The 26443-nt window shown below is 53.0% G+C and carries 25 protein-coding genes; 12 read left to right on the top strand and 13 right to left on the bottom strand.

Annotated elements, in window-relative coordinates; genetic code table 11:
• Nucleotides 1–37 precede the first annotated feature (37 nt).
• Together FD38_RS02700 and FD38_RS02705 are read right to left on the bottom strand one after the other, a co-directional pair.
• Nucleotides 38–886, bottom strand: a complete 849-nt coding sequence (locus FD38_RS02700) for an alpha/beta fold hydrolase (protein WP_057730895.1) — start codon at nt 884–886, stop codon at nt 38–40.
• A 125-nt stretch (nt 887–1011) separates the two neighbouring features.
• Nucleotides 1012–1386 (bottom strand): hypothetical protein, encoded by a 375-nt coding sequence (locus tag FD38_RS02705; RefSeq protein ID WP_057730897.1) that lies wholly within the window; start codon nt 1384–1386, stop codon nt 1012–1014.
• Nucleotides 1387–1552: 166 nt separating this feature from the next.
• On the opposite strand from FD38_RS02705, the gene FD38_RS02710 reads away from it, so the two are divergent.
• The 6 genes from FD38_RS02710 to FD38_RS02735 all read left to right on the top strand — a co-directional run bounded on the left by FD38_RS02710 (nt 1553) and on the right by FD38_RS02735 (nt 7580).
• Nucleotides 1553–2257 (top strand): GntR family transcriptional regulator, encoded by a 705-nt coding sequence (locus FD38_RS02710; protein ID WP_057730898.1) that lies wholly within the window; start codon nt 1553–1555, stop codon nt 2255–2257.
• A 223-nt stretch (nt 2258–2480) separates the two neighbouring features.
• A complete protein-coding gene (locus tag FD38_RS02715) occupies nt 2481–3569 on the top strand; it encodes a mandelate racemase/muconate lactonizing enzyme family protein (RefSeq protein ID WP_272953056.1) in 1089 nt (362 codons plus the stop codon).
• A gap of 157 nt (nt 3570–3726) precedes the next feature.
• Entirely contained in the window at nt 3727–4770 is a 1044-nt protein-coding gene (locus tag FD38_RS02720) for a zinc-binding dehydrogenase (protein WP_057730901.1), read from the top strand.
• A 302-nt stretch (nt 4771–5072) separates the two neighbouring features.
• Nucleotides 5073–5735, top strand: coding sequence for a WxL domain-containing protein (locus FD38_RS02725; protein ID WP_057730903.1), 663 nt, complete (start codon nt 5073–5075; stop codon nt 5733–5735).
• 53 nt (nt 5736–5788) lie between these two features.
• Complete coding sequence (locus FD38_RS02730) at nt 5789–6895, top strand: DUF916 domain-containing protein (RefSeq protein WP_083485248.1); 1107 nt, start codon at nt 5789–5791, stop codon at nt 6893–6895.
• On the top strand, nt 6888–7580 hold the full coding sequence (locus FD38_RS02735; RefSeq protein WP_057730906.1) for a hypothetical protein: 693 nt from the start codon (nt 6888–6890) through the stop codon (nt 7578–7580). Before FD38_RS02730 ends, FD38_RS02735 begins: the two co-directional genes overlap by 8 nt.
• Nucleotides 7581–7653: 73 nt before the next feature.
• Here FD38_RS02735 and FD38_RS02740 read toward each other — a convergent pair whose 3' ends face one another.
• Together FD38_RS02740 and FD38_RS02745 are read right to left on the bottom strand one after the other, a co-directional pair.
• The gene (locus tag FD38_RS02740; protein WP_057730908.1) at nt 7654–8439 is read right to left on the bottom strand and encodes an alpha/beta hydrolase family protein; all 786 of its coding nucleotides are present in this window, start codon (nt 8437–8439) and stop codon (nt 7654–7656) included.
• A gap of 119 nt (nt 8440–8558) precedes the next feature.
• The gene (locus FD38_RS02745; protein ID WP_057730910.1) at nt 8559–9431 is read right to left on the bottom strand and encodes an AraC family transcriptional regulator; all 873 of its coding nucleotides are present in this window, start codon (nt 9429–9431) and stop codon (nt 8559–8561) included.
• A 341-nt stretch (nt 9432–9772) separates the two neighbouring features.
• On the opposite strand from FD38_RS02745, the gene FD38_RS02750 reads away from it, so the two are divergent.
• Both FD38_RS02750 and FD38_RS02755 read left to right on the top strand, forming a co-directional pair.
• On the top strand, nt 9773–11008 hold the full coding sequence (locus FD38_RS02750) for an MFS transporter (RefSeq protein WP_057730911.1): 1236 nt from the start codon (nt 9773–9775) through the stop codon (nt 11006–11008).
• 30 nt (nt 11009–11038) lie between these two features.
• Nucleotides 11039–12256, top strand: coding sequence for an MFS transporter (locus tag FD38_RS02755; RefSeq protein WP_057730913.1), 1218 nt, complete (start codon nt 11039–11041; stop codon nt 12254–12256).
• Nucleotides 12257–12306: 50 nt separating this feature from the next.
• On the opposite strand, the gene FD38_RS02760 is transcribed toward FD38_RS02755, so the two are convergent.
• The 4 genes from FD38_RS02760 to FD38_RS02775 are packed head-to-tail and all read right to left on the bottom strand — an operon-like array spanning nt 12307 to nt 14342.
• Nucleotides 12307–12975 carry a chloramphenicol acetyltransferase gene (locus FD38_RS02760; RefSeq protein ID WP_057730914.1) on the bottom strand — a complete coding sequence of 223 codons (669 nt, stop codon included), beginning with the start codon at nt 12973–12975 and terminating at the stop codon, nt 12307–12309.
• 9 nt (nt 12976–12984) lie between these two features.
• A complete protein-coding gene (locus FD38_RS02765; protein ID WP_057730916.1) occupies nt 12985–13365 on the bottom strand; it encodes a GIY-YIG nuclease family protein in 381 nt (126 codons plus the stop codon).
• 1 nt (nt 13366) lies between these two features.
• Nucleotides 13367–13609: a DUF2087 domain-containing protein gene (locus tag FD38_RS02770; protein WP_057730918.1), complete on the bottom strand. Its 243-nt coding sequence runs from the start codon at nt 13607–13609 to the stop codon at nt 13367–13369.
• Nucleotides 13610–13613: 4 nt separating this feature from the next.
• Nucleotides 13614–14342 carry a DUF2087 domain-containing protein gene (locus FD38_RS02775; protein WP_057730920.1) on the bottom strand — a complete coding sequence of 243 codons (729 nt, stop codon included), beginning with the start codon at nt 14340–14342 and terminating at the stop codon, nt 13614–13616.
• 220 nt (nt 14343–14562) lie between these two features.
• Between FD38_RS02775 and FD38_RS02780 the strand changes: the two genes are divergently transcribed.
• From FD38_RS02780 to FD38_RS02795, 4 genes are all read left to right on the top strand, one after another.
• Entirely contained in the window at nt 14563–15141 is a 579-nt protein-coding gene (locus tag FD38_RS02780) for a matrixin family metalloprotease (RefSeq protein ID WP_057730922.1), read from the top strand.
• 127 nt (nt 15142–15268) lie between these two features.
• Entirely contained in the window at nt 15269–15742 is a 474-nt protein-coding gene (gene msrB, locus FD38_RS02785) for a peptide-methionine (R)-S-oxide reductase MsrB (protein WP_057730924.1), read from the top strand.
• Complete coding sequence (gene msrA, locus FD38_RS02790) at nt 15735–16262, top strand: peptide-methionine (S)-S-oxide reductase MsrA (protein WP_057730925.1); 528 nt, start codon at nt 15735–15737, stop codon at nt 16260–16262. Before msrB ends, msrA begins: the two co-directional genes overlap by 8 nt.
• A gap of 36 nt (nt 16263–16298) precedes the next feature.
• Entirely contained in the window at nt 16299–16748 is a 450-nt protein-coding gene (locus tag FD38_RS02795) for an NUDIX domain-containing protein (RefSeq protein ID WP_057730927.1), read from the top strand.
• Nucleotides 16749–18169: 1421 nt separating this feature from the next.
• Here the strand turns inward: FD38_RS02795 and FD38_RS12990 are convergent.
• From FD38_RS12990 to FD38_RS02820, 5 genes are all read right to left on the bottom strand, one after another.
• Nucleotides 18170–19465, bottom strand: a complete 1296-nt coding sequence (locus FD38_RS12990) for a hypothetical protein (protein WP_235806467.1) — start codon at nt 19463–19465, stop codon at nt 18170–18172.
• Nucleotides 19466–19772: 307 nt separating this feature from the next.
• The gene (locus FD38_RS02805; protein WP_057730930.1) at nt 19773–20585 is read right to left on the bottom strand and encodes a DUF2399 domain-containing protein; all 813 of its coding nucleotides are present in this window, start codon (nt 20583–20585) and stop codon (nt 19773–19775) included.
• A complete protein-coding gene (locus tag FD38_RS12995) occupies nt 20578–23718 on the bottom strand; it encodes an SbcC/MukB-like Walker B domain-containing protein (RefSeq protein ID WP_057730931.1) in 3141 nt (1046 codons plus the stop codon). Before FD38_RS12995 ends, FD38_RS02805 begins: the two co-directional genes overlap by 8 nt.
• Nucleotides 23711–24736, bottom strand: a complete 1026-nt coding sequence (locus tag FD38_RS02815; protein ID WP_057730933.1) for a metal-sensitive transcriptional regulator — start codon at nt 24734–24736, stop codon at nt 23711–23713. The genes FD38_RS12995 and FD38_RS02815 overlap by 8 nt, the downstream gene beginning before the upstream one ends.
• Nucleotides 24736–26238 (bottom strand): hypothetical protein, encoded by a 1503-nt coding sequence (locus FD38_RS02820; protein WP_057731052.1) that lies wholly within the window; start codon nt 26236–26238, stop codon nt 24736–24738. Before FD38_RS02820 ends, FD38_RS02815 begins: the two co-directional genes overlap by 1 nt.
• Nucleotides 26239–26443 lie beyond the last annotated feature (205 nt).

Here is a 26443-nt window from a genome sequence, read left to right on the forward strand (position 1 = left end):
ACTAGTGCTTAGCCGTTAGGGGGAACTCTTTTTGACTCTAGACTTGTTGCAGGCATTGTAAAATGGCCGCGCTAATCGCCACCGGGCGTTCCTCCGGTAACCAGTGGGCGCTGTTCAGGACCACGAACCGGTAGTCGGCCGTCACGAAAGCGGCGGTTTTCCGGGCCGCCGCCGCGCCTAAGAACGGATCGTGCCGGCCCCAAACGTAGGTGGTCGGCACGTGGATCAACGGGTCGGGCACCGCCGGTTGATGGGGTACCAGCATCCCGCGGTACCAATTGACGGGACCGCGCAGACTGGCGGTGCTAGGAAAGGCGGCCAGTAACGCGGCGGTCGCGGGTGCACTTAATCCCGACGACCGGAGCTGGTGCGGCAATAACCGGTAGGCCAACCAATCGCCCACCCGGGGTACCTGAAAGGCGCCGATGTAGGCGCTGTTCAGGAGTTGCGTCGAATGCCGGTACGCCCACACTAACGCTAACGGGTGGGGCGTGGCGAGAACGGTCAGGGACCGGAGCTTAGCGGGGAACAATTGGGCGAGTTTCCACGCTAAAAAGCCGCCCCAGTCGTGACCCACCACGTGGACGCGGGTGAGGTGAAAGTAAGCAATCAGCGCGGTCAGGTCGCCCACCAAATGAGCCGTGGTGTAGGCTTGCCGCCCCGCCGGTGTCGCGGTGGCCGCATACCCGCGCATGACGGGGACCCAGGTCTGATACCCGGCCGCGGTGAGCCGCCTGACCACGGCGTTCCAGCTGGCCGCGGTTTCGGGGAAACCGTGGAGGAGTAAGACCGCTTCACCCGTGGCCGGTCCGTGCCGGTAGACGGGCAGTGTCAGGCCGTCGTGAGTGTAGATCAGGCGTTGCCCCAGGGGGGTTACCAATGACATGTGAACAGGACTTCTTTCTATCGGAGATCTGCAATTACTGTAGCACGTTTGACCGGAAGCGCAAAGCGGGTAACCCAAAAAGCGGCACTCCGATGAGTGTCGCTAAAGCCGTGCCAATTAGGGCGTTAGTGCGCGATTGGTCGGTATTTTCGGCCCAGGACGTAGAGCGCGCCGCCCTTGAGCTTAAAGGTCGTCTGGCGGAATTGTTTGGTGTGCGCGGTGCGTTCCTTGACCAGGTAGGTGTGGTCGCCCAGATAGCGGTAACGAGCACCGCGCCCCTGGGTTCCCGTGTGGCCGTTGTTCACGAAGCGTAAGCCGGTCTTTTTGATGCGAACGGTGTAGTGTTTTTTCCCCTGCCGGTAGCGCCACGTGCCCCGAGCTCGCGTGGGCGTGCCGGTGTGCCAGGTCGCCGCTTGAACAGTCGTGGGTGCTGACCAACCGTAACCCAGGCCGACCCCCACGCAGGTCAACAGGCCGACTAGCCCTAATTTTAGATTCATGTGATCTCCCCCTCAGTTTAGGTTTAGTATACCGTTTATGGCGCCTAAGTCACGAGATAAGCAGGGATTGTTAGCTCCGCGGCGCCAGGGTGAGCCAACCGGACTGGTGTCGCGGAATAAGAGGCGGTATACTAAAAGATATTGAGCAGTGAAAGGGGGCATTGACATGCCAACAACACCGGATTTAACCAGCATTTTCCATCATTACCAGGCTACGATTCAGCCGGGCCCGCTGACCCAGCAGGCCTATTCGATCATCTTGGCAGCGATTCGGGAGCTTTACCTGCAACCGGGGCAATCCTTTTTGGAACGGGAAGTCTCCGAACCGTTGGGGATGAGCCGCACCCCGGTACATGAGGCGTTGATTCGCCTGGAAGCCGCCGGGTGGCTGGCCATCATTCCGCGGCGGGGATTTAAGGTCGCGCCCATTCTCGCCACGACCATTACCGAGATCGCCCAGATCAGTGAAAATTTAGACGGGTTGGCCGTGGCGTTGGCCACCCCCCGGATCACGGCGGCGGAACTAACGCCGCTAAACGACTTAGTGGCCCAGCAGGTGACGGCCATGCGGCATCAGGACTTACGAGCCTACGTGCAGATCGATCAACGCTTTCACGAGCAACTCGTGGCGTTAGCGCCGAATCAGCGCCTCGTACAGTTGATTGCCAGTTATTCGGATCAACTTTACCGGGCCCGGCTCTACGCGATCGATGAGCGGGCCTTGCCGGAACAGTCGGTGCAGGAACACCGGGCCATCTTAGCGGCCATGCAGTCGCGTAATGCTCGCGCCGCACAGGAACTCATGATCGGTCACCGGCAGCGGGGCAGTCGAGAAATCATTAAGATCATTATTCAGAAGCAAGCCGAGTAACCACGCTCCCGGATTCGGGCGGCGTGGTTTTTTTGAATTTGACATTAATGTATACATTAATTATAATGACTTTAGATTAAGCGCTTAATCCGAAATAAACTTGCATCGTCATTTAGACTTTGATAAAGACTGGATAGTGACAAAGATGAAAATTGTTTCGATTAAAGAAAAACCCGTTAAAATTAGTTCTAGCATTCGTAATGCATACATTGATTTCTCGAAAATGGACGTTTCGGTCGTCGCCATCGAGACCGACGTGCAACGTGACGGGCAGCCCGTCATTGGGTATGGCTTTAATTCCAACGGTCGTTATGCGCAGAGTGGCATCATCCATAAGCGTATGATTCCGCGGATCATGCAGGCGCAACCGGCGGATTATTTAACGGCGGACGGCACGAACCTCGACCCGTTTAAACTCTGGAAGATCATGATGACCAACGAAAAGCCCGGCGGTCACGGGGAACGGTCCGTGGCCGTGGGGACGATCGACATGGCCATCTGGGACGCCGTGGCAAAAATCGAAGAAAAGCCACTTTACCGTTTGCTGTCCGAACGTTACGGGGACGGGCATCCGGACGACCGGGTCTTTGTCTACGCGGCGGGGGGCTACTATCAACCCGGTAAGGACGACACCCTATTGCAACAAGAACTCAAGGGGTATTTAGACCAAGGTTACTCCGTGGTCAAGATGAAGATCGGTAACGGCCTAGACGAAGACCGGCGTCGAATCGAAGCGGCCTTAAAGGTCGTGCCGTCCGGGAAGCATTTAGCCGTGGACGCCAACGGTCGTTTAGATCTCAAAACGGCGCTCGAATATGCCAAGATGCTGGCTCCGTACGACCTGTTCTGGTTTGAAGAAGCGGGCGATCCCCTGGACTTTAAGCTACAACACGAACTCAGTCAACATTACGCGGGCACCATGGCGACCGGGGAAAACCTCTTCTCCATGCAGGATGCGCGCAACCTGATTCGTTACGGGGGGATGCGGCCGCAAACGGACTACTTACAATTCGATTGTGCGTTAAGCTATGGGCTCGTGGAATACATGAAGACGTTGAAAATGTTACGGGAAAACGGCTGGTCGTCCCGCCGGTGCATTCCGCACGGGGGCCATCAAATGTCCCTGAACATTGCGGCCGGGTTGAAGCTCGGGGGTAACGAATCGTACCCCGGGATTTTCGAACCCTTCGGTGGGTTTGCGGATAATCTGCCGATCGAAGACGGTTACGTCCGCTTGCCGCAGGTTCCCGGCATCGGGTTTGAAACCAAAGCGGCGCTGATGAAGGTGTTACGTGAGGTGGCCCAAAGCTAATTGGAAGCTCTTTCACGGACTTTTAGGCCGGAATTAACTATAATAAACGGTGTCTGGTATGTTCATTTAGCATACCAACATGCTTAATGGGCATTTACCGGTGAGGACCCCGAGTCCTTATAATTGAGTTAATCAACCTAAAGGGAGGATTTTTTCTATGAAAGCAGCTGTTTTTGCCAAAGCCGGTCAAATGGTGGTCAACGAGATCGAGAAACCCACGATTCAACAACCCGACGACGTGATTATTCGCGTGGTGCGGGCCTGTGTCTGTGGGTCCGACCTCTGGGCCTACCGAGGATTAGACGACAAGGCCGCCGATTCCGAAAATTCCGGTCACGAATCAATCGGGATCGTGGATGCGGTCGGTGACGCCATCACCACGGTCAAACCCGGCGACTTCGTCATCGCGCCGTTCACCCACGGCTGTGGCCACTGTCCGGCCTGTCTCGCGGGCTTCGATGGGGTGTGCCAGTCCCACACGGATAACTTCAGTAACGGGAACCAAGCCGAATACGTCCGATTCCAACACGGGCAATGGGCCTTAGTCAAGGTGCCGGGGCAGCCTAGTGACTACAGCGAGGGCATGTTAAAGTCCCTGTTGACCTTAGCCGACGTCATGGCGACCGGTTACCACGCCGCTCGGGTCGCCCACGTCAAGGCCGGGGACACGGTCGTCGTCTTGGGTGACGGTGCCGTGGGCCAATGTGCTATCATTGCCGCCAAGATGATGGGCGCCAAGCAGATCATCTCGACCAGTCGGCACGCCGACCGGCAAGCGCTGGCCAAGGAATTTGGCGCGACGGCTAACGTGGCCGACCGAGGCGACGACGCCGTTAAGCAAATTATGGCGTTGACCAACGGGGCCGGCGCCGATGCCGTGCTCGAATGTGTCGGCACGGAACTTTCGACCGAAACGGCGATGCAGGTCGGCCGTCCGGGGGCCGTGATTGGCCGGGTCGGCTTACCACACACCACCAAGATGGACGTGACCGCCCCCTTCTACAATAACTTTAGCTTAGCCGGTGGGCCCGCTTCCGTGACGACCTACGACAAGCAACGGTTACTCAAGGCCGTCTTGGATGGGCAGATCAATCCCGGGAAGGTCTTCACTAAGAGCTTCACGTTGGACCAGATCGACGACGCCTATCAAGCCATGGCCAAGCGTGAGGCCATTAAGTCGTTCGTCGTGGTCAGTGATTAAAAATAAGCGTTATTAAAGTCGAAAAGTCGTTTCCCATTTGCTGGGGGACGACTTTTTTATTAGGAAATAAATAATGGTGTAAAGGTTTGATGACCACTCTGTATAAAATTGGTAAAGGCGCCCAAATCGGCGGTGATATCTCGTAAACTGAGATTAGGGAGTGCTAACTGACGGGACTTCCGAATGAGTCGGAGGAGGACTGCGGTGACAAGTCGCCCGGGTCAGCATATCTAAAACTGAGGAAAGTGGGGTGAAGCGTCCCCGGTGCCCCGGACGCCGCCAGGAGCGTTTCTGATGAAATCATGACTTTAAAAGCAACTTTAGCGTTAGCCACGTTGGCTCTCGGGTTATTGCCAACGACGGGGATGGTCGCCCATGCGGCTGCTGGTGCGGCGGATACGACGCAGGATACGGCTAGTCAAACAGCTGAACGTCAGGCCACTGTGGACGTTCAACCCGGAGACTTGAAGTTTCAGACTAAGGATGGGTTAGCAGTAACGCCCTCGTTTAACTTTGAGTCAGCTAAGGTCACTGACCAGGCTCAACCTGAGTTAAAACCGACTGGATCAACTATCGATACTAGTTATACGTTAGGTGTTTCTAACTTCTTAGGTGGTGCGGCCTGGCAAGTAAGTGCTCAACTCGGTGCTTTTGACGATAAACACGGCCATAATTTAAAAGGGGCTTTCCTTCATTTAAAGGGTGAAGAGGTTAATAGTAAGGGCAAACCACTATCGGCCGCACCTTCCGCTAACTTGACAGCAGGCGGTCCTTCTGCTGTTTTTCTAGATGCGAGAACGGATGAGGCCATGGGGAAAGTTACGGATTCATTAGCGAACACAACGCTGGAATTACCTAATGTTGACTACGCAGGAACCTATACCGCGAAGCTTACTTATACGTTAACGACCGGACCACAAGAGGCACAAACTACACCAACGTCACAACCTAGCACACAACACTAAAAGCACCGTTTGAACACCAGGTCTCCTTCAATTTTCTCGTGAAGGGGGCCTTCATGATGAAGAAAGGACTGATGAGATTGACGTTCAGGCAACATTTAATTCGCTGGGGGCTGGTGGGAAGCCTACTCATCCTGGGATTATTCGGGGGGACGTGCGCCCATGCAGCCACTCCCGCTAACGGGGCCTTTAGCGTGGCGCCAATCTTGCCACGGGATAATCAGTCGGGAGTCGCCTATTTTAAATTCGCCACTAAGCCGGGACAGACCCGCGACTTACGGCTGAGGGTGACCAATCAAACGCACGCGCCGGCGGCCTATGACGTGACACCCCGGCTAGCTTCGACTAACACCAACGGCTATTTGGACTACGGGCACAATAATACCAATGCGGCATTACCGGCGCAGGCCCGTGACCTGTTCCAGCCTAGTCACCGGCAGGTCGTTCAAATTCCGGCGCAGACGTCCCGGGTCGTCCACGTTAAGTTTACGGGGCCCAAGAAGTCGTTTGCGGGCATCATGCTGGGCGGGATTACCGTCGCCCACCATGCCGATCACCAACCAGCGGCAACGAAAGGCACGGGCATCGTAGCGACTACCGAGTACGTGGTGGCGGCGGAGTTCTACCAACACCGAGCCGCAACACCGTTAACGCCGGCAGTCACGTTTAAGTCGGCGCAATACCGCCTAGCTCAGGCGCATCCCCAGCTGACCTTACAGGTCGTTAACCACACCGCCGATTTGGTGGCGCAGGGGCACCTAAAGGCCAAACTGACGAACCTGGCCGGCAAGACCGTCGCCAAGTTTGACCAGGCCCAGCTCATGTTTGCGCCGCAAGATGCCTTTAGTTTGAACCTTCCCGTAACGGCTCAGCATTTAACCGCTGGTAAGTATACGCTAACGGGGATGCTAACGACGCCGGGCGACTTTAATTTTCCCATTAATTTACCCTTAACGGTCAGTCCACAACGGGCCCGCGCCGTGGACCAGCACGCCGCCAATTTTAAAAAACGGGCGCCCGTGAACTGGGGATTAGTGGCGATACTGGGGTTACTCGGGATGATTTTAGTCAGTCTGCTCGGCGTCATGACGCTCTTATTGCGGGGGCATCGTTTATCGCGGGTAGTGACTAAACCGATTGAGAGGCGCAATCTACATGACTAGGCGATATCGACGCGGACTGATCTATGTCGGATTAGTTATTGGATTGCTTGGTGGCTTGGGTCATTCGGAACCTGTTCATGCGACTGCGAGATGGCAGGCTTTGGGATTAATAACTGATATTGAAAAAATTATGGCTATGATTTCACAGCTAACACACCTTTCCCCAAGTAAGCAGGATAAGATAAGAACTAAAGTTAAGGACGCTAAAACTGTGGCCGAAAAAGAATCTATCATAAATGAAGCCAAGGACGAAGACCAGATAGCCGCGCAACAAGAAAAACAAGTTCCTTCAATTGTCCAAGCCCCTAGTTTTACTTTTGCTGATTGTCCCGTCTCGGAAAATGCAGTCACGACTCCCTTACAATCAAATCCTGCAACCCCTAGCACACTTGAGGTGCAGGCATCGCAAAGCCAAAAATGGCGGGTAGAAGTGAGCCTATCTGCTTTCCAGTTGCAGGAGACATCACAACGACCAGTACCTACATTGTCCGGAGCAGCGATACAATTAGGGTCTAAGGACCAGGCCGCTGGTGGGGCCCGTACGCTCTTAACGGCCAACTCCGTTTCTGGATTGGGGAACCAATCCATCGACTTAAGTTCGACAACCTTATCTTTACCCCCAGTGGCCTACGCCGGTCGGTATCAAGCTCGTTTGACCTATACTTTAATTGTTGACGGTTCATAAAACCATTAACCCCCCTGACCGTCCCAAGCTAGCAATTGTCAGCTCGAAACGTCCAGGGGGTGAGTGTCTTGTTTTATTTAGTTTGCGTTGAGACCGGACTCGTGACCGCTTGAACGGCTAAGTCGGTCACCGCCTCGCGGGAGGCACCGTGAAAACCGTGGTCCGCATCCTTCAGAATGTGCAGCTCGGCCTGAGCGTAGACGGCTTGGTACCGTTTCGAGGCCTGCAAGTCGACTACGTGGTCCTGATCACCGTGAATAATGCAGACGGGGCCGGTATAGCGTTGCGCCACCTCGTAGATGGGCAGCACCTGGGCCGAACGAATATAGGCACCGCCGACTTGTAAATGGTCGCCCAAAGAAATCGGCACGGCGTCGGGAACGTGGTGTGGATCGTAGCGGGTGCCTTGCAAGACACCTTTTAAGGCGTCCGTTTTCAGGGTTGCCGCCGGAGCCATTAAGACCAGGTGATTGATAAATTCTGGGTAGAGACCAGCCAACATACTGGCAACGACCCCACCTTGGGAGTGGCCCATCAAATAGATGTGTTGCACGTTAGGGAGCTGCCGGGCATAGGCTAAGATAGCTTCCGCGTCAGCAATCTCATTAACGACGGTCATGTGTTGAAAGTCGCCATCGCTTTTACCCAGTCCGTTAAAGTCGAACCGTAACGTCGCCACGTTGTGGGCTACCAGCTTTTCACTGAGACGGTATAAAATGTGTTCCGGGTTCAACCCCCGGTCAGACGTAAACCCGTGCATGAGAATTGCCAAGTCATAGGTTGTCACATCATCGGGGATGGTTAACGTTCCCCGGATGGTTAGGTTGTCTCGTTGAACTTCAATGTCTTTTTCTGTCATATTTTCGTCCTCTTTTATGGTCAACATAATCGAATTAGAAAACAATTATTACATCCCATAACCGAGTTTAGCACCGGCGACGATTATTTTCGGGCTAATAATTGACAACTATTAGGCGATTATTGACTAGCTCGATTCTGGGCTCGCCAGTTTTTAGCGGTGGTGTGCGTGAATTTCTCGAATGCTCGGTTCATGGATCGCAAGCTACCGAATCCCGTTCGCATGGCAATCTCCGTTAGGTTATCTTCACTCTGACGAAGCTGAACTTGGGCTTTTTGACAGCGAATGTAGGCCAAGTATTGATAGGGTGTCGTGCCTAGGTTACTTTTAAAAAAGCGAATGAGGTATTCCGGTGATAAATGGACACTCGCCGCAATGTCTGCCACCTTTAGTGGTTCCTGGGCATGGGCCTTTAGGTAGGTGGTAATGGTCGTTAGCCGGGTTTGCTTCTCTTGATTCAGCGGTAAGGCGAATACCTTAGGGTGTGAGAAGTCTTCAACCAGAATCGTGACAATTAACATTAAGAGGGTTCGAATTTTTAAAATAGTTAATTCATTTTGCTCATGGTTAAATTGAGTCATAATTTGACGTAGTAGGGACTGCAGTCGTTGATAGGCAGCCCGTTGCGGCAGTGAAAATTGATCTGGATGATTCACATCAAACCAAATCTGTTCAACTGAAGGGTAACAATCCCTTAGAAATTTTAGGGGAAAAACCAGGGTCAGGGCGGCCGGTTCTTGGCCGTCAGCATTTGGTTGGGTGGAACGGACACTGTGAACTTGCTCAGAATTTACCAATAAAATCCGCCCGGGGGCCGTCTGAAAGTGTTGATTTTCAATGGTGAAGTCGTCGATCGTATCGCTAAGGGTAAAATTCAATTCGACATCCTCGTGCCAATGAGGCCGCACCATCACGTTCTTTAACGCCGGATGCACGATAAAAAGGACCGGTAGTTTTTGAGTCGTGTAGACAAGCTGGTGGGTAAAAGCCATCCAATCACTTCCTTCACCTTCACAGTACTACAGCCTACTTTTAGAAATCAATGCTAAAATCAATAGAATCTATCTATTGATTATTTGATAAATTCTATTTGATAAAGCGGTTACAAATGGTAAACTGAGTAGTGAATTAGTTAACATATTATTAAATCCCATAGTTTGTTTCTTAAAAAAGATATTTAGTAAATCTGCCATCAGCTGAACTCAGAGACCGTTTTCCGCTATTTTGGAGGAAAAGTTCCTAGTTGTTCAGTTTTAGCGTAAATTTACTTGGTCGGAAACGAAAACTATGGTTTTTTTGCGCGCTTCGACCAGGCAATCCGAAGGTGAAAAAAATGAAGAAGAACTATGTTCCTACCAGCATTAGTCTTTATATGAACTACTTAATCATTGGAATGGCAATCTTGATTTTACCGCAAAACATGGATACGTTAGCTAATCAGTGGCATACCAGCATCGCCAGTGTTTCGGTGGTCATTTCGGCCGTGGGGATTGGTCGGTTAGTCGTGATGCTCGTCTCGGGGATGCTTTCCGATAAATTAGGCCGGAAGCCCTTTGCGGTGATGGGGGCTTTGACGTATATCTTATTTTTTATCGGCATCTTATTGAGTAAATCGCTGCTCGTCGCCACCATCTTTGGGGTCCTGGCAGGGATTGCGAACTCGTTTATTGATGCAGGTACTTACCCGGCGTTGATGGAAATGTATCCTCAGCACAAGGGAGCGGCAAACGTGACGATCAAAGCGTTTGTATCGGCCGGTCAATTCATTTTGCCGCTAATCATTAGTTTGATTGTCGTGCATGGGTTATGGTACGGCTGGTCGTTTCTCCTGTGTAGCTTGATCTTAGTCCTTAACGTGATTTTCCTCCTGAGCTTTTCTCGTTTTCCAGCACGTCAACTTAAAAAGGCCTCTACGGCTGAGCCAACCGCGGCAACACCAGCTAAAGGTAACGTCTGGATTGACGGGACCCTCTTTACAATCTTTAGTTTTCTCGCGCAGGGGATCTTCTTACTGGTCAGTACTTGGATTACGAAGTACGGTGAATCAATCGTGAAGATGGGCGACGTCAGCTCCCGTGCCTTGGTCAGTTACTACAGTGTGGGGTCCATTACTTGTGTCTTGTTGACCATCTACTTATCCCATAAGGGGGTCCAAGACATTCAATTTCTCTTTGTCTACATGTTACTTTCCTTTATGTCGTTATTAGTCATGTACTTATTTCCCGTTGCCTGGGTTTGCTCGATCATGGCGTTCGTGGTCGGCTTCTCCGCCGCTGGTGGGGTCATGCAAATTGGCTTGACCATCATGGCCAGTTTCTTCCCGAATGGCAAGGGAACCGTTACCGGAGTTTCTCAGACTGCCGCATCGATTTCGGGCTTCGTGGTCCCGTTATTAGGGGCAATGTTAGCCGCTAATATTGCCAACGTCATCTTACTGGACGTTGGTTTAGCCTTTGTCGGCTTCGTGGTGGCCAGTATCATCGTGTACCGTTACCACAAACTCTTTGGTCGGACGCCCAAGCAGACTAAGCCGGTCACTACGCCAACCCTATCAAAAGAAACCAACTAGTTTTAATCACTATGGCGGGAGGCCGTACGCATGAAAAATCAATACTTACCCACTAGTCTGGGCATGTACGTCAACTACTTAGTGGTGGGAATGTCGATTATCATCTTACCGCAGAACATGGATGTCTTGGCCCAACAATGGCAAACGACCTTAGGCGGGGTGGCCGTCGTCATCTCGGCCGTGGGCTTAGGCCGGATGTTAGTCTCATTGGCCTCGGGAATCCTTTCCGATCGGTTCGGTCGGCGCTTATTTATCCTAATGGGGGCCAGCTTACTACTGGTTTTCTTCGGTGGCGCCCTAGTCTGCCACACCCTAACCGGCGCCATCATTCTGGCAACGTTGCTAGGCGTGGGTGGGGCATCCCTGGATGCGGGAACCTACCCGGCACTAATGGAAATGTTTCCCCAGCATCAGTCGACCGCTAACGTGACTTTAAAGGCCTTTACGTCAATTGGGCAATTCACATTACCTTTAATTATTAGTCTCTTAGTCGCCCGACACTGGTGGTACGGCTGGTCATTCCTGTTATGCTTAGGCATTTTAATCGTGAATACGCTCTTTTTGTGGCGGTGGTCCCGTTTTCCCGTTAAGTCCACTCGAAAGGATAAGGTTAAAGTGGCTACGCAACCGGTGGTTCGGGGAAATCTGTGGTTAGATGGGACTTTGTTTGCCATTTTTGGTTATGCCGCCAATGGCGTTTTCTTGCTAGCCAGTATCTGGTTGACCAAGTATGGTCAAGATATCGTGGGGTTAAATGATACGAGTGCGCGGGCCTTAATTAGTGACTATAGCGTAGGGTCATTAACCTGTGTGTTTTTAACCATTTGGTTGGCTCACCGGGGCGTACGCGATATTCAATTCTTAATCGTGTATACGGTGATGTCCTTTAGTTCGTTACTCGTTCTCTACCTGTTTCCCATCCCGCTGATTAGTACCTTAATGGCCTTTATCATCGGTTTTTCGGCCGCCGGTGGAGTAGTCCAAATTGGCTTAACGATTATGGCCAGCTTCTTTCCCAACGATAAAGGAACAGTTACGGGGATTGTGACAACCGCAGCTTCCGTGGCGAGTTTTACCGTTAATCTCATTGCGGGAGCACTAGCCGCTAATTTGGCTAATGTCATGTTATTGGACGTGGGGTTGGCCTTGGTGGGGGTCATCGCCGCCACGCTGATTACGATGCGGTACCGTTACTTGTTTGGTACCGGCAATGCTCAAACAGTAGCACCCAAACAATCCGAAACCTAAATAAAACGCGTAACTCATCCCAGTTTAAGGGGTAGGTTACGCGTTTTAGATTACGCTAAATTAACTTCCGGTTGCCGGAAGGCCGCCTGTAACTCGTTTAACAAGGCACTAGCCTGATAACCGTCACTCACGGCGTGGTGGACGGTCAGCGAGAGCGGTAAGGTGATCTGCTCGTCATGGGTGGTAAACTTACCCGCCTGAAAGACCGGCGTATAGGTGGTCAGTGGCGTGAAGGGCAGGGGCGTGTAGCTGGTAAAGTCTAACCAGGGCAGACTCCCGATGGTAAAGAGGTTCGGGGACTGGGGCGCCTTGGGCATCGGTCCGGGGACGGCACCGTACTGGTCAAGGTCGGCCAGATAATTTTGGTAAAAGGCGGTAAAGTCCGACTCGTAAGCCGTCCACAGATTGGAAATCGTGTGGTCGGGATGGATCACGGTGTACGAGGGATGCACGACGTCGTAGGTCACTAGTTGTTCCGTTTCAGGGTCACGGACCACCCGAAACTCGGGATGGTCCGTGAGGATCCGGCTCACGAGATAGAGGTAGACAGCGTTAAATTTCACGTGGTGAGCTCGGCTCCAGGCCAACGTGGCGGTAACGTCTAAGGTCACCGTCACGGTAAAGCCCATGGGCGCTAGTTTGGTAAAGTAGTAAAAGTACTCCCGCCGCGGCCAAGTGGCCATCTCAATCGGGGTAAAGTGGGTATTTAAAGTTGGCATGATTTTCTCCTAGTCTGGGTTATCGTACGCCCACCGTAAAGGCCGGTGATTGTAGCCGCAATCGTCAAAGGGGGTCAGCTTACGCAACCACTTGTCCTGTAATGTCTTTAACGTTTGGCGCATGTTGACCACGTCGGCGGCATCGGCCTTCCAGAGGACCGTGTAGGTAAACGCCTCGGCGCCGTCCTTGAGCCAATCGGCCTGAAGCGGCGTCCCGTGGTAGAAATTCTGGTTCAGGTTCAATTGGTAGTAGCCCCACCGGTTATGCAGGTTGGCCACGGTGTCGATAAAAATTTTGTGGTTGCGGGTGTTTTTTATTTGAATCACGCCATAGTAGGTCGGCGCGAACTTGTAGGCCTCCCGCAGTTTTTGTTTCTGTTGCTCATTCATGTTAAACGGTCCTTTCTGAAGCCACTCGCCAGTAGGCCGTTCCGTCCGGCGTTCGGGCTAAAAAGTGATAGTCGATCAGTAGCCGGCGTAACATGGCGTAATCGGCATAGATGGGACGCAGATAGGCGTTGATTTGGGGTTCGGTGAAACGCTGGTCACCGGGGATGGTGCTCGTGACGCGTTCCAGCGTGGTGAGCAGGCGTTTTTGCTTACGGGGTAAGCGCGTTAACTGTAATTCGGGCATAGTTTTAATCCTTTCGGTCAGGGACGATACGCCAATAGGCGGTCCCGTCCGGAGTTCGTTGTAAAAAGTGATATTCAATCAGAAAGCGCCGCACCATGGTGTAGTCGAAGTAGATGGGTCGCAGGTAGGCGTTGATCTGGGGTTCGGTAAATTGCTGGTGGGCCGGGATCTCCTCAACGATGCGGGTTAAGACCACAATGACGGCCTTCTGCTTCTTGGGCCAGCGTTTGAGCTGAATGGGGTCGTTGGAAAAATCAAAGTAGCGTTGTAGCGTCTTAGCGGCCTGGTCTTCGGTAATCAACCACCGGTCGTCGGGGTCCTGCGGGTGTTGCGGCACGTCGAGCAGGCGTTCGTGGGGATCCGTTTGGGCAAACACGGCCTGGTAGGTCGCCAGGTACAACTTAGCCTGCTTGGCCTTTTCGCGAAACGTAAACTTCTGATGGCGAATGGTCGCCGCGGTCACCCCGGTTTGTTCCGCCAGTTCCCGGTCCTTAACGCCGGTGGCAAAGGCCTTCAACAGGTCACGTTGCTTGGCCGTCAGGGTGTTGTAGCGGCTATCCAGGTCGATGAGCGCCGTGATGGGGCCCCCGTGAACTTGGTCCAGGTGGGCTTGCAGCGTTGGCGCGGACGTTTCGGCCGGCCAACGGTGTTCGCAGTACAGACAAGTGGGCTGTTGGTCGACGAAGGTCCAGCCCCGTTGTAATTCCGTTAGGGTCAGTTTGGTTAAATCCATGAATTATCCCTCCCAATGCCTATGAGTTTACAAGTGTTGACGATAACTGTCAACATATTTATTTTCGTTGACCAAAATAATCAACTTTTTTGGTTGTGCGCATGACGTTTCCGTTAGCCACGATGAATGCGGTTTCAAATTCACACAGCAAAAATACCGACTACAATGGGGGCTGATGGTAGCCGCAGAAGCATCTCCTTGCACGAAAGAGGGAGTTGTTATGCGCAAGATAACTTGGCTGCGAACCTTGATTATCTTTGTTGTGTCGCTAGGCTTGTTGGGAGGCGCAGGAGGCACGAGCATTAACGCTGCCGCCGCAACCGTCACCCCGTTTGGGGCCCAACGATTTACTCACGACCACGCCACCTACGTGATCACCACGAAGTCCGCCTATTACCGGAACGTTTGGCAGGACGCCATTCGCGCCTGGAATAAGACCGGGGCGTTTAAGTTCGAACCCGGGACCAAGCGAAACGCCCAAATCGATTTGGATACCGATTCGCGGCGACAATCCGCAACCATGGGGGACAACGTGGGCGTGACCCAGTTCTGGGCCGAACACAATGACCTGATTGCCGTGGTCAGCACGTTGAATCCCGAATTGATGAGTGCTTTTGGCTACTCGCATGCGGATAAAGAACATGTCGCCGAACACGAACTGGGACACGCGATGGGCTTGAATCACAACCCATCCAAGGACAGTGTCATGTACTATCGAGACCGTTCGGTGGGCATCCAGAAGGTCGACGTCTTAGGCGTGGAAGAACGTTACCACACCCCAGCGGGCGAATCCGATTAGGTAAAAAAACCGCTTGGTCTATCATGGCCGAGCGGTTTTTCGATGTAAATAGTTGCTATTTGGACGTAAAAACGTACACTAAGGGTAGCACTAATTAGTTGTGTGCAATTGATTAGGAGGGATTCCCATGAGTGAACAAGCAAAATCGACCCCAACCGAAGCACTGAAGCAGCGGTTGACGACCGAAGAATACGCGGTGACCCAACAAGCGGCCACCGAACCGGCCTTTACGGGCAAATACGACCAATTCTTTGAACCCGGCATCTACGTCGACGTGGTCAGCGGGCAACCGCTCTTTAGTTCGACGGCCAAGTATGATTCGGGGTGTGGCTGGCCGGCCTTTACCCAACCCATCGACCCACAAAACGTGGTGGAACACACGGACCATTCGTTTGGCATGGTCCGCCAGGAGGTCGTGAGTCGCGAGGCCAAATCCCACCTGGGACACGTGTTTAACGATGGGCCCGCAGACCAGGGGGGCTTACGGTATTGCATCAATTCGGCGGCCCTCAAGTTTATCCCGGCGGATCAGTTGACCGCCGCGGGTTACGGTGACTTTACTCAACTCTTCGCCACTAAGGGAGGTCAGCCAGATGACTAAGCCAACTTTCGACACGGCCATTTTTGCCGGCGGGTGTTTCTGGTGCATGGTCAAGCCGTTCGACACCCAACCCGGCATCGAAGCCGTCGTTTCGGGCTACACCGGGGGCCACACGGTCAACCCGACGTACGCTCAGGTCGCGTCGCACACCACGGGCCACACGGAAGCCGTAAAGATCACGTTTGACCCGCAAGTCATCAGTTACGCGCAACTGGTCGCCATCTATTGGCAGCAAACCGATCCCACCGATGCCAGTGGGCAGTTTCAGGACCGCGGCGACAGTTACCGCCCGGTGATCTACGTCAATAGTCCCGCCCAACGCAAGGTAGCCGAGGCCTCGAAGGCGCAATTGGCGGCCAGTGAACGGTTTGACGCGCCCATCGTGACTCAGATTGAGGACGCCCAACCGTTTTATCCGGCGGAAGACGAACATCAGGACTTTTACCGCCGAAACCCGCTGCGCTACCAGATCGAGGAAATGGGCGGCCGGGAAGCTTTTATTCGGCAAAATTGGCGTTAAAATCTGCTACACTAGACCTAAGGATGGTGATGGCAGATGGGTTATGTCTTGGATTTGCGGCAAACGGTGGGTTCTCGCCCGTTGATCGTGGTGGGCGCGGCAGCGTTGGTGGTTCAAACGGGCCAATTGTTGCTGGTTAAACGCCGGGATAACGGCCTTTGGGGCTTACCGGCGGGTTCTAAGGAACTCAACGAAAGCTTGGCGACGACCGCCCAACGCGAACTGCGCGAAGAAACTGGCTTGATCGGTCATCAACCCAAATTGTTGGGCGTGGTCAGCGGCACACACATGCAGTATCAGTATCCCAACGGTGACCAGATTGACTCTGTCACGGCCACGTACGCATTACAAGCCATTGGTGAACCGCAAGCCAGCGATGAGACCAGTGAAGTTCGGTTATTTGATTGGCAGCAATTGCCAGCGGCGTTAACGCCAATCACCAAACATATTTTAAACGAGTTGGAACTAAGCGACTTGAAAGCTTGAATTTTTAAATCCGTGAGTCAGTGATGCAGCTGGCCACGGATTTTTTTACGGATCAATTTTGTTTGGTGATTGGTGAACGGACAAGTCAGTCATGTATCACAATAAAAACAAATTTAAAATCAAAGAACATAGAACATGCGAACTAGAAAAACTGGCTGGTGAGGTGCGGCGAAATACGCAAAAGTACTACTTTTGATAATATATATTATGTAAAGTAGAAAAAGAAAGTTATTTTCGGCCGGATTTAGGGCCGGCCCTCTTGGTGACGATTCCGTCTTATTTATTGGGAATCCATTCAACTGCTTTTTCTTGTCGTCTCAGCAGTCATTATTTTTTGTTGCAACTGTGAGCCATGTCCGGATATGTGGGACAAACCTGGTCGGCAAGATCAACTCACCGACCGAAGCCACGTAGTCGTTAAATTCAGATAAACCACAAAATTACAGGCGTTGCTGAGCGCATTTAGACGCAGAACTACCCATCCAACGTGCGAACGTGTCGTCAGAATCGACGTCTATTATGAGCGCTTAGCTAAACGCCGTGCTGACGGGATTTATGAGCTGCTGCACCAGCGGTTCCGGTCAATATGAACTCATTAGCTGCTGTCGGCGTTAAGAACACCGATGACTGTCGTGGCATTGGCGGTTGCGCGAACCACTAATCAGGCTAAAATTAGTAAGTCGGTTGTCGCGAATAAAACCAGTGCTGCAGCCAGATTTGAACCATGTTGAAGCACTTTTGATGGTCAGCTGTAGCTATTCTGGTTAAATAATATATTATGGTAGAAAGTTACCAGATTTTGCCACTGAAACTGGCTATAAATGCTGTTAAATCAACGATTATAGTTAATTTGGTAACCAACAAGGCGGTCTCAAATCTTCGACTAAACTAGTCATGAGCCATTTATTAGGCACAAGTGATTACCAGCTAGAAGCTGACTTCTTCAAAGGACTGTGAAAAGTTCCCAACGACTACTTTCATTAAAATGTGGATTTTAAAGATACTATTAAATAAGACTAGTTGGCCTAAACTAAGTGCGTCATTATTTTGGTCAACGACAATAAAGTGATGAACAAATTCCCAACGAGACTGCTAGCGTCTCCTGGATGGCTGGCATGGATAAACACTTTTGGCTCCTCCTGGTCCATCACTAAGGAATTAATTTACCGGGAAATTTTTCCCGGTTCCGCCTACTCGCGTGCTCCCTTTTTCTTGACCGTTTTACACAAATTATTATCTTTTAAGTGCCCCAGTCTCCCTTCGGTCATTCCTTCTAGGCGTACTTCTCTAGCGAAACCAATTTTCTCGCTCCTCACCTCCTCGAAATCAAAAAGAACCCAATTCGTAAACGAATTGAGTTCTCGGATTCCCTCATCAACCTTGGTTGACAAAGTGTTCATATTTTTTAATTAAAGATCAGTCTACTGGGCATCGGCGACGAAAGCACCGTTGTTGACGGAAGCCTTAACCGTTCCCTTAGTTGCCGTGTAGAAAATGTTGGTCGTTGTCTTGGAACTAGCCACCGTGTTAACGGGCGTTTCCAGCTTAAACTGGTAAGCCACTGAGCCCAGGTTGTCGGCCGTTGGCACCGTCTTAACGACGAATTCCTTCAAGTTGGCCTTAGCCAGGTGCGTGTCAATCTCGGTTCCCTTCACAACGGTTCCCTCGGCGGGACTAAAGAAGTCATCCTTCTTCAAAGCGTCCTGGTTGGCCGTTGAATTCCAGGCGGAGTTCAAAATCGTTTGCGCTTCGGCTGGAGCGTTAGCGTTAAAGACCTTCGGCGTCATGTTCATCAGCTTAGTTGGGTTCTTGATCAAGTAAACGACGATGGCACCGCCCTTCGCAACCGACGAACTGGACCCCATGAGGGAGTAAGTGTAACCGGCTGGAATGTTGGCGTTGGCTAACTGAATGGCTTGATAGTTGGTGACCGAGTCAGTGGTCCCCTTAGGCATCGCCACGACCTTGCTCGAAATGGCGGAACCCGTTGCCTTGTCGACGAAGTTCAACGTAATCCCGTCCTTGGCATCGATGGTGTTCGCATCGGCAATCTTCAAAGCGTCCGCGTAAACCCACCCGTTCACGTTAGGGTTTTGGGCGTCTTCCACGTAGTAGTACAACCAGCCTTCGCGGGTCTTAGTGGCGGCCTTAGTGATCTTCAGCGTATCCTTAGCGTAAGGAACGGTACTCTTGACCATCTTCTTGGCCTTGTATTGCGTGTACTTTGGCGCTGCCCAGGTGACGTTCTTGGTTCCGGGTTTTGCGAACGTAGCCGTGGTCGTTGCCGGTAACTTGGCATCGGTCATGGTGTTGGCGGCTTGAACCCCACCAGCATATTCGTTAGCGGTCTTCCCACCGTAGATGTAGCCCCGGTATTGACCACTCATGGACACAACCTTGTAGTAGATGGATCCCCGGTTGGTCTTGACGATCCGGTAAGCCCGGAAGTAGTAGGCGGAATTCTTGGAGTTCGCCAAGTTACCCGCAGTATACTTGGATGCGACGACCCGGGCACCGGCAGCGGTCCCTGGCTTAGTGTAAATTGCGTTACTCCCCGTCAATGCGACGTTTCGAGTAGTGGGATCGCTCTTCATCGTCGTATTGGAAACAACATACGCCTTGCTCTTAGCGCTGGCCGTAGTCGCAACTGAAGCGACAGCTCCGAAACTTACAGCGGCTAATCCAAGGTATAATGACTTAGCTAAACGTGATTGCATAAGTATATCTCCCCTTATCTGTATTAATAGTTTAATACAAAGTTATTATAACAAATTAACACGTGCAAATTAACTAAGTCATCAGAGGGTTACGCTGGGGTAACTCATTTGTAAAAAAACCAGGTAAATGTTGGATAAACGACATGGGTTTGTGGTTGCATTTTAGAAAACGTTTGCTAGTCTTAAGTAACTTTCTAAATCCAAAATGGACGACAACTTATGAGCTTTAACGGCCAATAAGTTGTCGTCCATTTTGGAATCGTTTTGACTCAGCGATGGTTAACTCATCACACTCCAAATTTACCAGCTATTCGCGTAACCACCGCTCAATCTTTGCCTCGTACGCGGCGATTAACTGCTCCTGTTCCACAAAGTTACCCAGCGTGTGAATGACTCGTAGTTCTTCGCGCAGTAGTGGCGTTTGAACGGTGACTTGCCGGGTCCGGCGAGCATCCGTTTTTCCCTCGCCGTATAGTGTCAACCATTCGACCACCTGCTGGGGCGCTTGGAGGGCAAATAAGTCGTCGGCCGCGACCTGCGGCAACAAGCCTTGGACCCGATCGGCAATCTGAATGCCGGGGCTATCCAGGTCTCCCAGGTACGTGACGGTCAAGCCACGGGCGACCAACTGGGGCAAGAGCTGGCAATACGCGGCGTTAAAGTTGTTTCCCGCCTGGTCAATCAACGGCCACGTGGGATGGCGGTGATGGAGCCAAACGAACACCCCGTTATTTTCTAGGATCACGGCCTTGGTCGCCATGAGGGGGATGGTTGCCATCGCCGCGGCCTGCCAAGGATTTAGCGTGATTGGTTGCGGTAAGTTGGTCTGAAAGACGTTTGCACTGACGAAGGCGGTCCCCACCAACTGTGCGGTGAGTTCTCGCACGGGATGCGCGACAAGACAGTTAGCCAGCACCCACTGGTAGTAACGATAAACGGCCGGATTCTCTTGGGGATCGCTTAACGTATGCGCCGTGAACCCGGCGTCGACGCTTTGCTGACCCCGGGGTGGTAAGTCCTGGTCCGCCGCAATCGCCGCAAACAAGGGCGTGAGGTTCGCGGCATTTTCCGGTGCCGGGTGGCCGGTCGCTTGCTGGTAAGCCGTCTGGTAATCAATCATCGGGCTTGACCTGCCAAATCAGTGCCGGTCGGACCACGTTGGGGTGAAACCGGCCGTCGTTTTTCTGGGTGGGCGCCAACACGTCGTACGCGATGTTTTCGACCCCGTCCGCCAAGACCTTGTTTTGCGCCCCACTCGGCATGGTCGCAATAAAGTTGAACCCAAAATGGTCAATGGTCCGCGCAAACGATTTAGCGGTTTCGGGATCGAGTTTATCGGCGAATTCGTCAAACATCACCAGGTGTGGCACGTCGGCTTGCCGGGAGCGTTGCAAAATCATCTTGGGAACTAACAGTAACGGGAGGACCATGGCTTGCGCCTTCTCCGCCCCGGAACCACCGGATTGAACGAACTTATCGTCGACCTCTTCAAAATCATCGACGGGACTTTGGCGCCGGTGAATCCAAATCTTAAACGCCGACCATTGCCGAATATCGAGCAATTGGTAAGCCTCGTCCATGAATTTCGCATCGTCGTTGTCGATGGCCACCTCGTTAGCCAACCGCTCGAGCCGGCGTTGAATCTCGGCCAACAGTGCGGGACGTTCCGTTAAGTGCGCGTCGCAGGCTTCATCGATTACTTGCTGGTCGACGTCGACCGGCGCTAGGGACACCTTCAGTCGAATCTCCTGGTCGCTTTGAGTCCCCTTCGCCAGCATCTCGTTGTAGCTGGTAATCAGGCGGTACTGATCCGCAATCTGGTGAATGGCGGCCCCGAGATAGGTCTTCTGGGCGATATCGTTCCCCGAAGCCGACTGGTCTAGGGCGTTGGCCACGGCGGCTTCATCGGCCGCGAGGAGGGTCTGGGCCTGCTTAAGGTCAAACGCCACTACCCGAAACCCTAAGTCGCCCAACGGAATGGCCCGTTGCTGGCGCATGGCACTGGCAATCGCGGAGTGCCCCCGTTCCTCGAAGATGGTGTCTAAGGCATACCGGTCAAGGCCATTTTCATTGTTATGGTGGATCAACCGCCCAATCTGATCGGTCAAGTCGCTATACCCGTGACTGCGCAGTTCGCTACCGTGACTATGGGTAAACGCTAGTGCGGCGGTCAAATCGGTCAAGGCCACGTCCGTGGGAAAATACGGGGTCAGGTCATGCAACCCCGCGTGTCCGGCTTGGACGAGCTGGTCTAGTCGCTGGGTGACCGTTTGGCGTTGCTTGGCATTGGAAGTTAGGTTGGCCTGGTGCGTCGCCTGCTGGGCGCCCACTTTTTGTTCCTGATGGCGATATTTTTGCACGTCCGCCTGGGCTTGCGCTAACTTATCGTCGATTTGCGGGTCTAAAACGAGCTGCTCAAGTTGTGATTGGCGTTGCGTCACCTGCGCTTGCGTGGCGGTCACGTCAAAGTCAGCGAAATCCGTGGTTAACACGGTTTTAGTCGCCGTGACCTGCTGCTGCGCGTTTTGCAGTTGAATGGCCAGTTGGTCAAGTTGGGCCTGGAGCTGAGCAAATTGGGTGACCAGGTCGCTTAACGCGTGGGCCGCTGTTTTAAGGGTCCCCAATAGCTGATCATCGGTCAAATAGGCCTTTAAATCTGGGTTCTCGTGAATCAAAGTGACCCGTTGCTGTTCTAGCTGGTTGAACCGGGCACTCATCTTCGCCGACCCTGCCTGATGGACGGCCAGGTTATCCGTATGCAGGCCCTCACGAAACCGGCCGAATACCGGATTTTGCACCCGTTGGTCGATGCGGTCGTCCAGGTCGTGACGCATGTCCGTAACGATCTTAACGTCTTCGTTAACGTGTTGCTGGCTGGCTTGGATTTCGTGGACCTGCGTAATGAGCCGGTCCATCTTGCGCAGGTAGTGCTTTAGGGCTCGACTTAGTTCGGCGGTGTCGGTCGCCGTCATCACGTCTAGTAGCATTGGCATCCCCGCCGTTTTAGCCGCTAGCTGGGCCTGCAGTGGCCGCAACTGTTCCTGGCGCAAGGCGGCTTGCTGTTGGGTAATGACCGTCCGTTGTTGCGTAAACTCGGCCAAGACTTGCTGTTGCTGGGTGAGTTGCTGTCCCAGTCGTTGATACCGCGTAATCCGGTCCGTTAATAAGCTGATTTCATTTTTTAAGCCCTGCCGGCGGGCCTTCAGGTCTTCTTGAACGGCCTTCTCCTGGACGTATTGACTGACCGCACTTTCGGCCTTTGCCAGTAGCGGCGACAGTTGCGCCAGCGTTTGCTGTGCCGCGGTGAGCCTCTGTTGTTCGGTTGTTTGGACCTGTTTAAGCTGGTCGAGTTGCTGACTAGTGGTCGTATACGGCGTCAGGACCACTTCTTTGAACCGGTTCAAGTTACGCCAAAAGATTTCCTTTTTGAGGCGATTGAGTCGGTCTTGGGCCCGGACGATACGTTCGTGCAACCCGTTCATTTGGTTAAGCTCCCGTTGGGTCGCCGCGACATTTTCGATCACCTGGCGATCGATGCCTTCCTGGGCGTTTTTCAGGGCATTTTGAATGGGCGTAAAGCGGGCATTCCCGGCCGTCAAGATTGGGGAGGCCAGTAGCCGATAGGCCGTGGCCAACTGGTTCAGGTTCTCGATCCGCGTAAAACCGTAAACGTGTTCGGCCGCGTAATTGCGATAGCCTTCCATCTGGTTAAACACCTTGAAATGCTGACCCAACTGCTGGTTAGCGGCGATAAAGGCGTCTTTTTCCAGACTTTGCCCCGCAGCGTCGGTGGTCACCAGTTGAATGGGGGCCTGCTCCCGCGGGACGCTGGCAATAAACCACCAGGTCGGTTTGCGGTGGTCCCCGACCGTTCGGTGTGCGCCTAAGCCCATGACGACTTGGCGGGTCGCCGATTCCAGTACCATGTAGCTGTACCCGGTACGAACCTTCATGGCGCCACTCCCCCAACCCAGCAGCATACTGTCGAAGTTGCGGGATTCGCGCGAACTGTTCCGAGCACTCCCCGTCTTGTCCAGCCGGTCGGTCCCCTTGGCGGGATTAAAGGACGGCGTCGCAATCGATCCGTCGATCAGCATGGGGAAAAAACAGTTGGCTAGCGTGGTCTTCCCCACGGCGTTTTCCCCGACTAACGTGAGGTTTCCCCGTTTAGAGGCAACCAAATCTAATTTAGGATACTTGTTAAAGTTACGCAGATGAAAACTAACGGGATGTAACGTGGTTAGCTCACTCATGATGGGACTCCTCCTCGGGGGTGGTCTTGGCTAAGAAACGTTGGGCAATGGGCGTGGCGACGACAAACGCGTCCCGAACGGTCACTAGCCCTAATTCCGCTAGGGCCTGCTTAACCAGTGTGGGACTAATAGTCGCGTCGGGAAACAAAACGGCAGTAACCTGTTTGATTTTGGCCATCAACTTGGCTGCGGGCAGACCCACTTCGCCAATTTGGCGGGCAACGGCAATGGCTACCACCGTGGGTTTCGCCCGACTAGGCGTGCGGGTTCGATCCAAAAGTAAGGCGTAATCGTCCCCGCACTCCAGGTCGAACCGGCCTAATTCGGCCCACTGCTGCGCTAGTTCGGTACGATGCTCCTGCAGCGTCTGCCAGAGCTGCGGGGACGTGGTCGCCCGACTCAACGACCGCTTGATCAGTAAGGCTCGGTTCAGCCGTTGCAGGCGGGTTAACGGTGGGGTGGCCACTTTAGTCGCCAGGCGAGTCACGAGTGCTTGGGCGATGCGATTAAAATCGGGATCAACGTTCCAGTATTCGATCACTTCTTGGTCCTGATCGAGGGGCACGTACTCCGGCGTATCCGGGGTAAACAACTGAAACCGGTCCACAAACAGTTGGGTGATTCGGCGGTGGATTTCCCGTTCATCCAGTTGGGGTACTTCGCTGTGGACCTGCCGCACGATGGTTTGCGTGAGGACGGACCGGTCAGCGCGATTCCCCTGTAATTCCGGCACGTTGATCACCGCCTTTAGGGTGGCTAACAGGATGTGGACCGTTTCGGCGTCTTCCTTCGGCGGCCCCACCAGCCAGACCAGGTTTTCCTGATAATTCTCCGGGATGGTACCGACTAATTCTTGCAGAAAATGGTTCACGTGTTGCTGGACGACGGTCTTCTTCAACGCTTTGACGGCATTGACTGTCGCTTTTGGTGTCTGGGCGGTTAAGGTGCTGGTGAAGAGATTGCGGTCAATCAGCTGATTGACAATGTCTCGTTCGGCACCGCGTAAATGTGTCACCATTAGTCACTGACCTCCTGATTGGCAAACGTGATGGTAAACCCACTGGGTAATTGGACGCTAAAGGCTTCTCCGGCGTAGTGCAACCAGACGGGGTGGCTGTTGGGTAAGGCGGTCACCGCCGTTACCGGCCGCCCGAACGGCGCAAAGCTTTGGTAATGGTCGTAGCCGGTGGCGCTATACAACCGGACGATTTCGTCACGCGCTAAGGCCGTTTGAAACTCCAGGTCGTGGTCGACTCTACCGTGGGTGGCGTCGGTCATCACTAACCGTTGGAACTCGGCTAATCCCCGTTGCCGGTGGTCCGCGGTCACGTCGACGGGGGCCACCACGGGATTGTCCGCGGCCGTCGCCACCAATCGTTGTTGCCGGGTGGCCAGGTACTTGACCGGTCCCATCGTCGTGGCGTTTAACAGGTCCGTGGTATCGGAGACTAGCCGGTCTTGCGCCAGATGTTTAGGAATTGCCCGCGGAATCGTGAGGGTGTCATAATGGGCCAGTAAGGTGTCGATTTGGCCGGTCAACTCCCGGATGTCGATGGTCTGATCCTGAATGTGGTCGTACGCTCGCCCCAGTAGCTGAATCGCGCTGAGAATCGTTTGAAAGACCGTGTAAATGGAGTCGTAGTTACTGTCGATGGCACTGGCGGTAGGCTCAAAACTCGCCGAGAGTCGCTGTAAATGAGTCTGGACGTACTGACCGTCTTGCTGCAGTTGTAAGGTGAGCGCCGTTTGGTCGTCGAGCGCCCGGTTGACGTCTAGGCTATCTTGTCCCTGGCGACTACGCGCGACTTGCTCGAAAAACGTGGTCGAGTTCGCCATGGCCTGCAGTAAGGGACCCTGGGTCATCAGGCGTTCAAACGCGGGGATGGCCTTGTGGTGGAGCATCTGTTGGAGGTGTTGGGCGGCGTCACTACCGTGATCAAAGGCCAAGTCGTTGGCGAGATCGTCGAGGTCCTCGTCAAGCTTGTGCATCCCCTTCATCACGTCGGTGTAGGCTGACAAGAGATTATTAAAGTCGTTATACAACCGGGTCGACGTACTGTCCTGAATGGGCTGACCTAAGCGTTGCACCAGGGCACAATATTCATCGATGCGGGCAATGTTGGCTGTGACGGTACTCTCGGCATCTAGGACCTTAGGCATCAATGTCAGGTACTCGATGCCTTGACTGGTAATGCGGTACACGGGCGCCTGTTGTAAGTGAAAGGCCCCACTTTTCATCTTCATGCGGACTTTCCGCGGCGATACTTCGATGAGGCGGGCCGTTTCGCTCAGCTCACTCAAGACGTTTTTTAAAATCGCGTCCGTGAGTGGCCGCTCATCGGTGTCTAAATAGTTAGCGTTGTAGTGTTGACTGAGATAGTTAAAGGTTTGGGGTTCACCGGTGTGGTCCCCGTAAAGAATCGTTAAGATGAACCAGCCGGCTAGCGGATGATCGCGACTGTGGCCTAAATTAACGGCCGCTAAAAGGTGTTTCAATTCTGGTTGCATGGTCATGGCGATAAGCAATCACCGATCCTTTCTGATCTGTTCTGACTAGTCGACCATCAGTATGCCGTTTTTGTAAAGCTAGGTTAGCTAATTCCGTTAAATCGTCGCATTTTCCATTTAGTCATCCCCACAAAACGGGCGCTTGAGGACCCCCATATCTTTAAGTCCGCGGAACGACCACTAGATTTTCCAGATTATCCCCGTTTTTTCTAGGCAC

It is taken from the genome of Levilactobacillus zymae DSM 19395, assembly GCF_001434115.1.
In the GTDB taxonomy this organism is placed as follows: Bacteria; Bacillota; Bacilli; order Lactobacillales; family Lactobacillaceae; genus Levilactobacillus; species Levilactobacillus zymae.

Bases quoted from the DNA above. Each gene is read 5' to 3' on its own strand.
- FD38_RS02730 (WP_083485248.1), top strand. From the start codon at position 5,789: ATGATGAAGAAAGGACTGATGAGATTGACGTTCAGGCAACATTTAATT.
- FD38_RS02700 (WP_057730895.1), bottom strand. From the start codon at position 886: ATGTCATTGGTAACCCCCCTGGGGCAACGCCTGATCTACACTCACGAC.
- FD38_RS02720 (WP_057730901.1), top strand. From the start codon at position 3,727: ATGAAAGCAGCTGTTTTTGCCAAAGCCGGTCAAATGGTGGTCAACGAG.
- msrB (WP_057730924.1), top strand. From the start codon at position 15,269: ATGAGTGAACAAGCAAAATCGACCCCAACCGAAGCACTGAAGCAGCGG.
- FD38_RS02760 (WP_057730914.1), bottom strand. From the start codon at position 12,975: ATGCCAACTTTAAATACCCACTTTACCCCGATTGAGATGGCCACTTGG.
- FD38_RS02750 (WP_057730911.1), top strand. From the start codon at position 9,773: ATGAAGAAGAACTATGTTCCTACCAGCATTAGTCTTTATATGAACTAC.
- FD38_RS02745 (WP_057730910.1), bottom strand. From the start codon at position 9,431: ATGGCTTTTACCCACCAGCTTGTCTACACGACTCAAAAACTACCGGTC.
- FD38_RS02770 (WP_057730918.1), bottom strand. From the start codon at position 13,609: ATGCCCGAATTACAGTTAACGCGCTTACCCCGTAAGCAAAAACGCCTG.
- FD38_RS02705 (WP_057730897.1), bottom strand. From the start codon at position 1,386: ATGAATCTAAAATTAGGGCTAGTCGGCCTGTTGACCTGCGTGGGGGTC.
- FD38_RS02780 (WP_057730922.1), top strand. From the start codon at position 14,563: ATGCGCAAGATAACTTGGCTGCGAACCTTGATTATCTTTGTTGTGTCG.
- FD38_RS02735 (WP_057730906.1), top strand. From the start codon at position 6,888: ATGACTAGGCGATATCGACGCGGACTGATCTATGTCGGATTAGTTATT.
- FD38_RS02755 (WP_057730913.1), top strand. From the start codon at position 11,039: ATGAAAAATCAATACTTACCCACTAGTCTGGGCATGTACGTCAACTAC.
- FD38_RS02710 (WP_057730898.1), top strand. From the start codon at position 1,553: ATGCCAACAACACCGGATTTAACCAGCATTTTCCATCATTACCAGGCT.
- FD38_RS02775 (WP_057730920.1), bottom strand. From the start codon at position 14,342: ATGGATTTAACCAAACTGACCCTAACGGAATTACAACGGGGCTGGACC.
- FD38_RS12990 (WP_235806467.1), bottom strand. From the start codon at position 19,465: ATGCAATCACGTTTAGCTAAGTCATTATACCTTGGATTAGCCGCTGTA.
- FD38_RS02815 (WP_057730933.1), bottom strand. From the start codon at position 24,736: ATGGTGACACATTTACGCGGTGCCGAACGAGACATTGTCAATCAGCTG.
- FD38_RS02765 (WP_057730916.1), bottom strand. From the start codon at position 13,365: ATGAATGAGCAACAGAAACAAAAACTGCGGGAGGCCTACAAGTTCGCG.
- FD38_RS02725 (WP_057730903.1), top strand. From the start codon at position 5,073: ATGACTTTAAAAGCAACTTTAGCGTTAGCCACGTTGGCTCTCGGGTTA.
- msrA (WP_057730925.1), top strand. From the start codon at position 15,735: ATGACTAAGCCAACTTTCGACACGGCCATTTTTGCCGGCGGGTGTTTC.
- FD38_RS12995 (WP_057730931.1), bottom strand. From the start codon at position 23,718: ATGAGTGAGCTAACCACGTTACATCCCGTTAGTTTTCATCTGCGTAAC.
- FD38_RS02715 (WP_272953056.1), top strand. From the start codon at position 2,481: ATGGACGTTTCGGTCGTCGCCATCGAGACCGACGTGCAACGTGACGGG.
- FD38_RS02740 (WP_057730908.1), bottom strand. From the start codon at position 8,439: ATGACAGAAAAAGACATTGAAGTTCAACGAGACAACCTAACCATCCGG.
- FD38_RS02805 (WP_057730930.1), bottom strand. From the start codon at position 20,585: ATGATTGATTACCAGACGGCTTACCAGCAAGCGACCGGCCACCCGGCA.
- FD38_RS02795 (WP_057730927.1), top strand. From the start codon at position 16,299: ATGGGTTATGTCTTGGATTTGCGGCAAACGGTGGGTTCTCGCCCGTTG.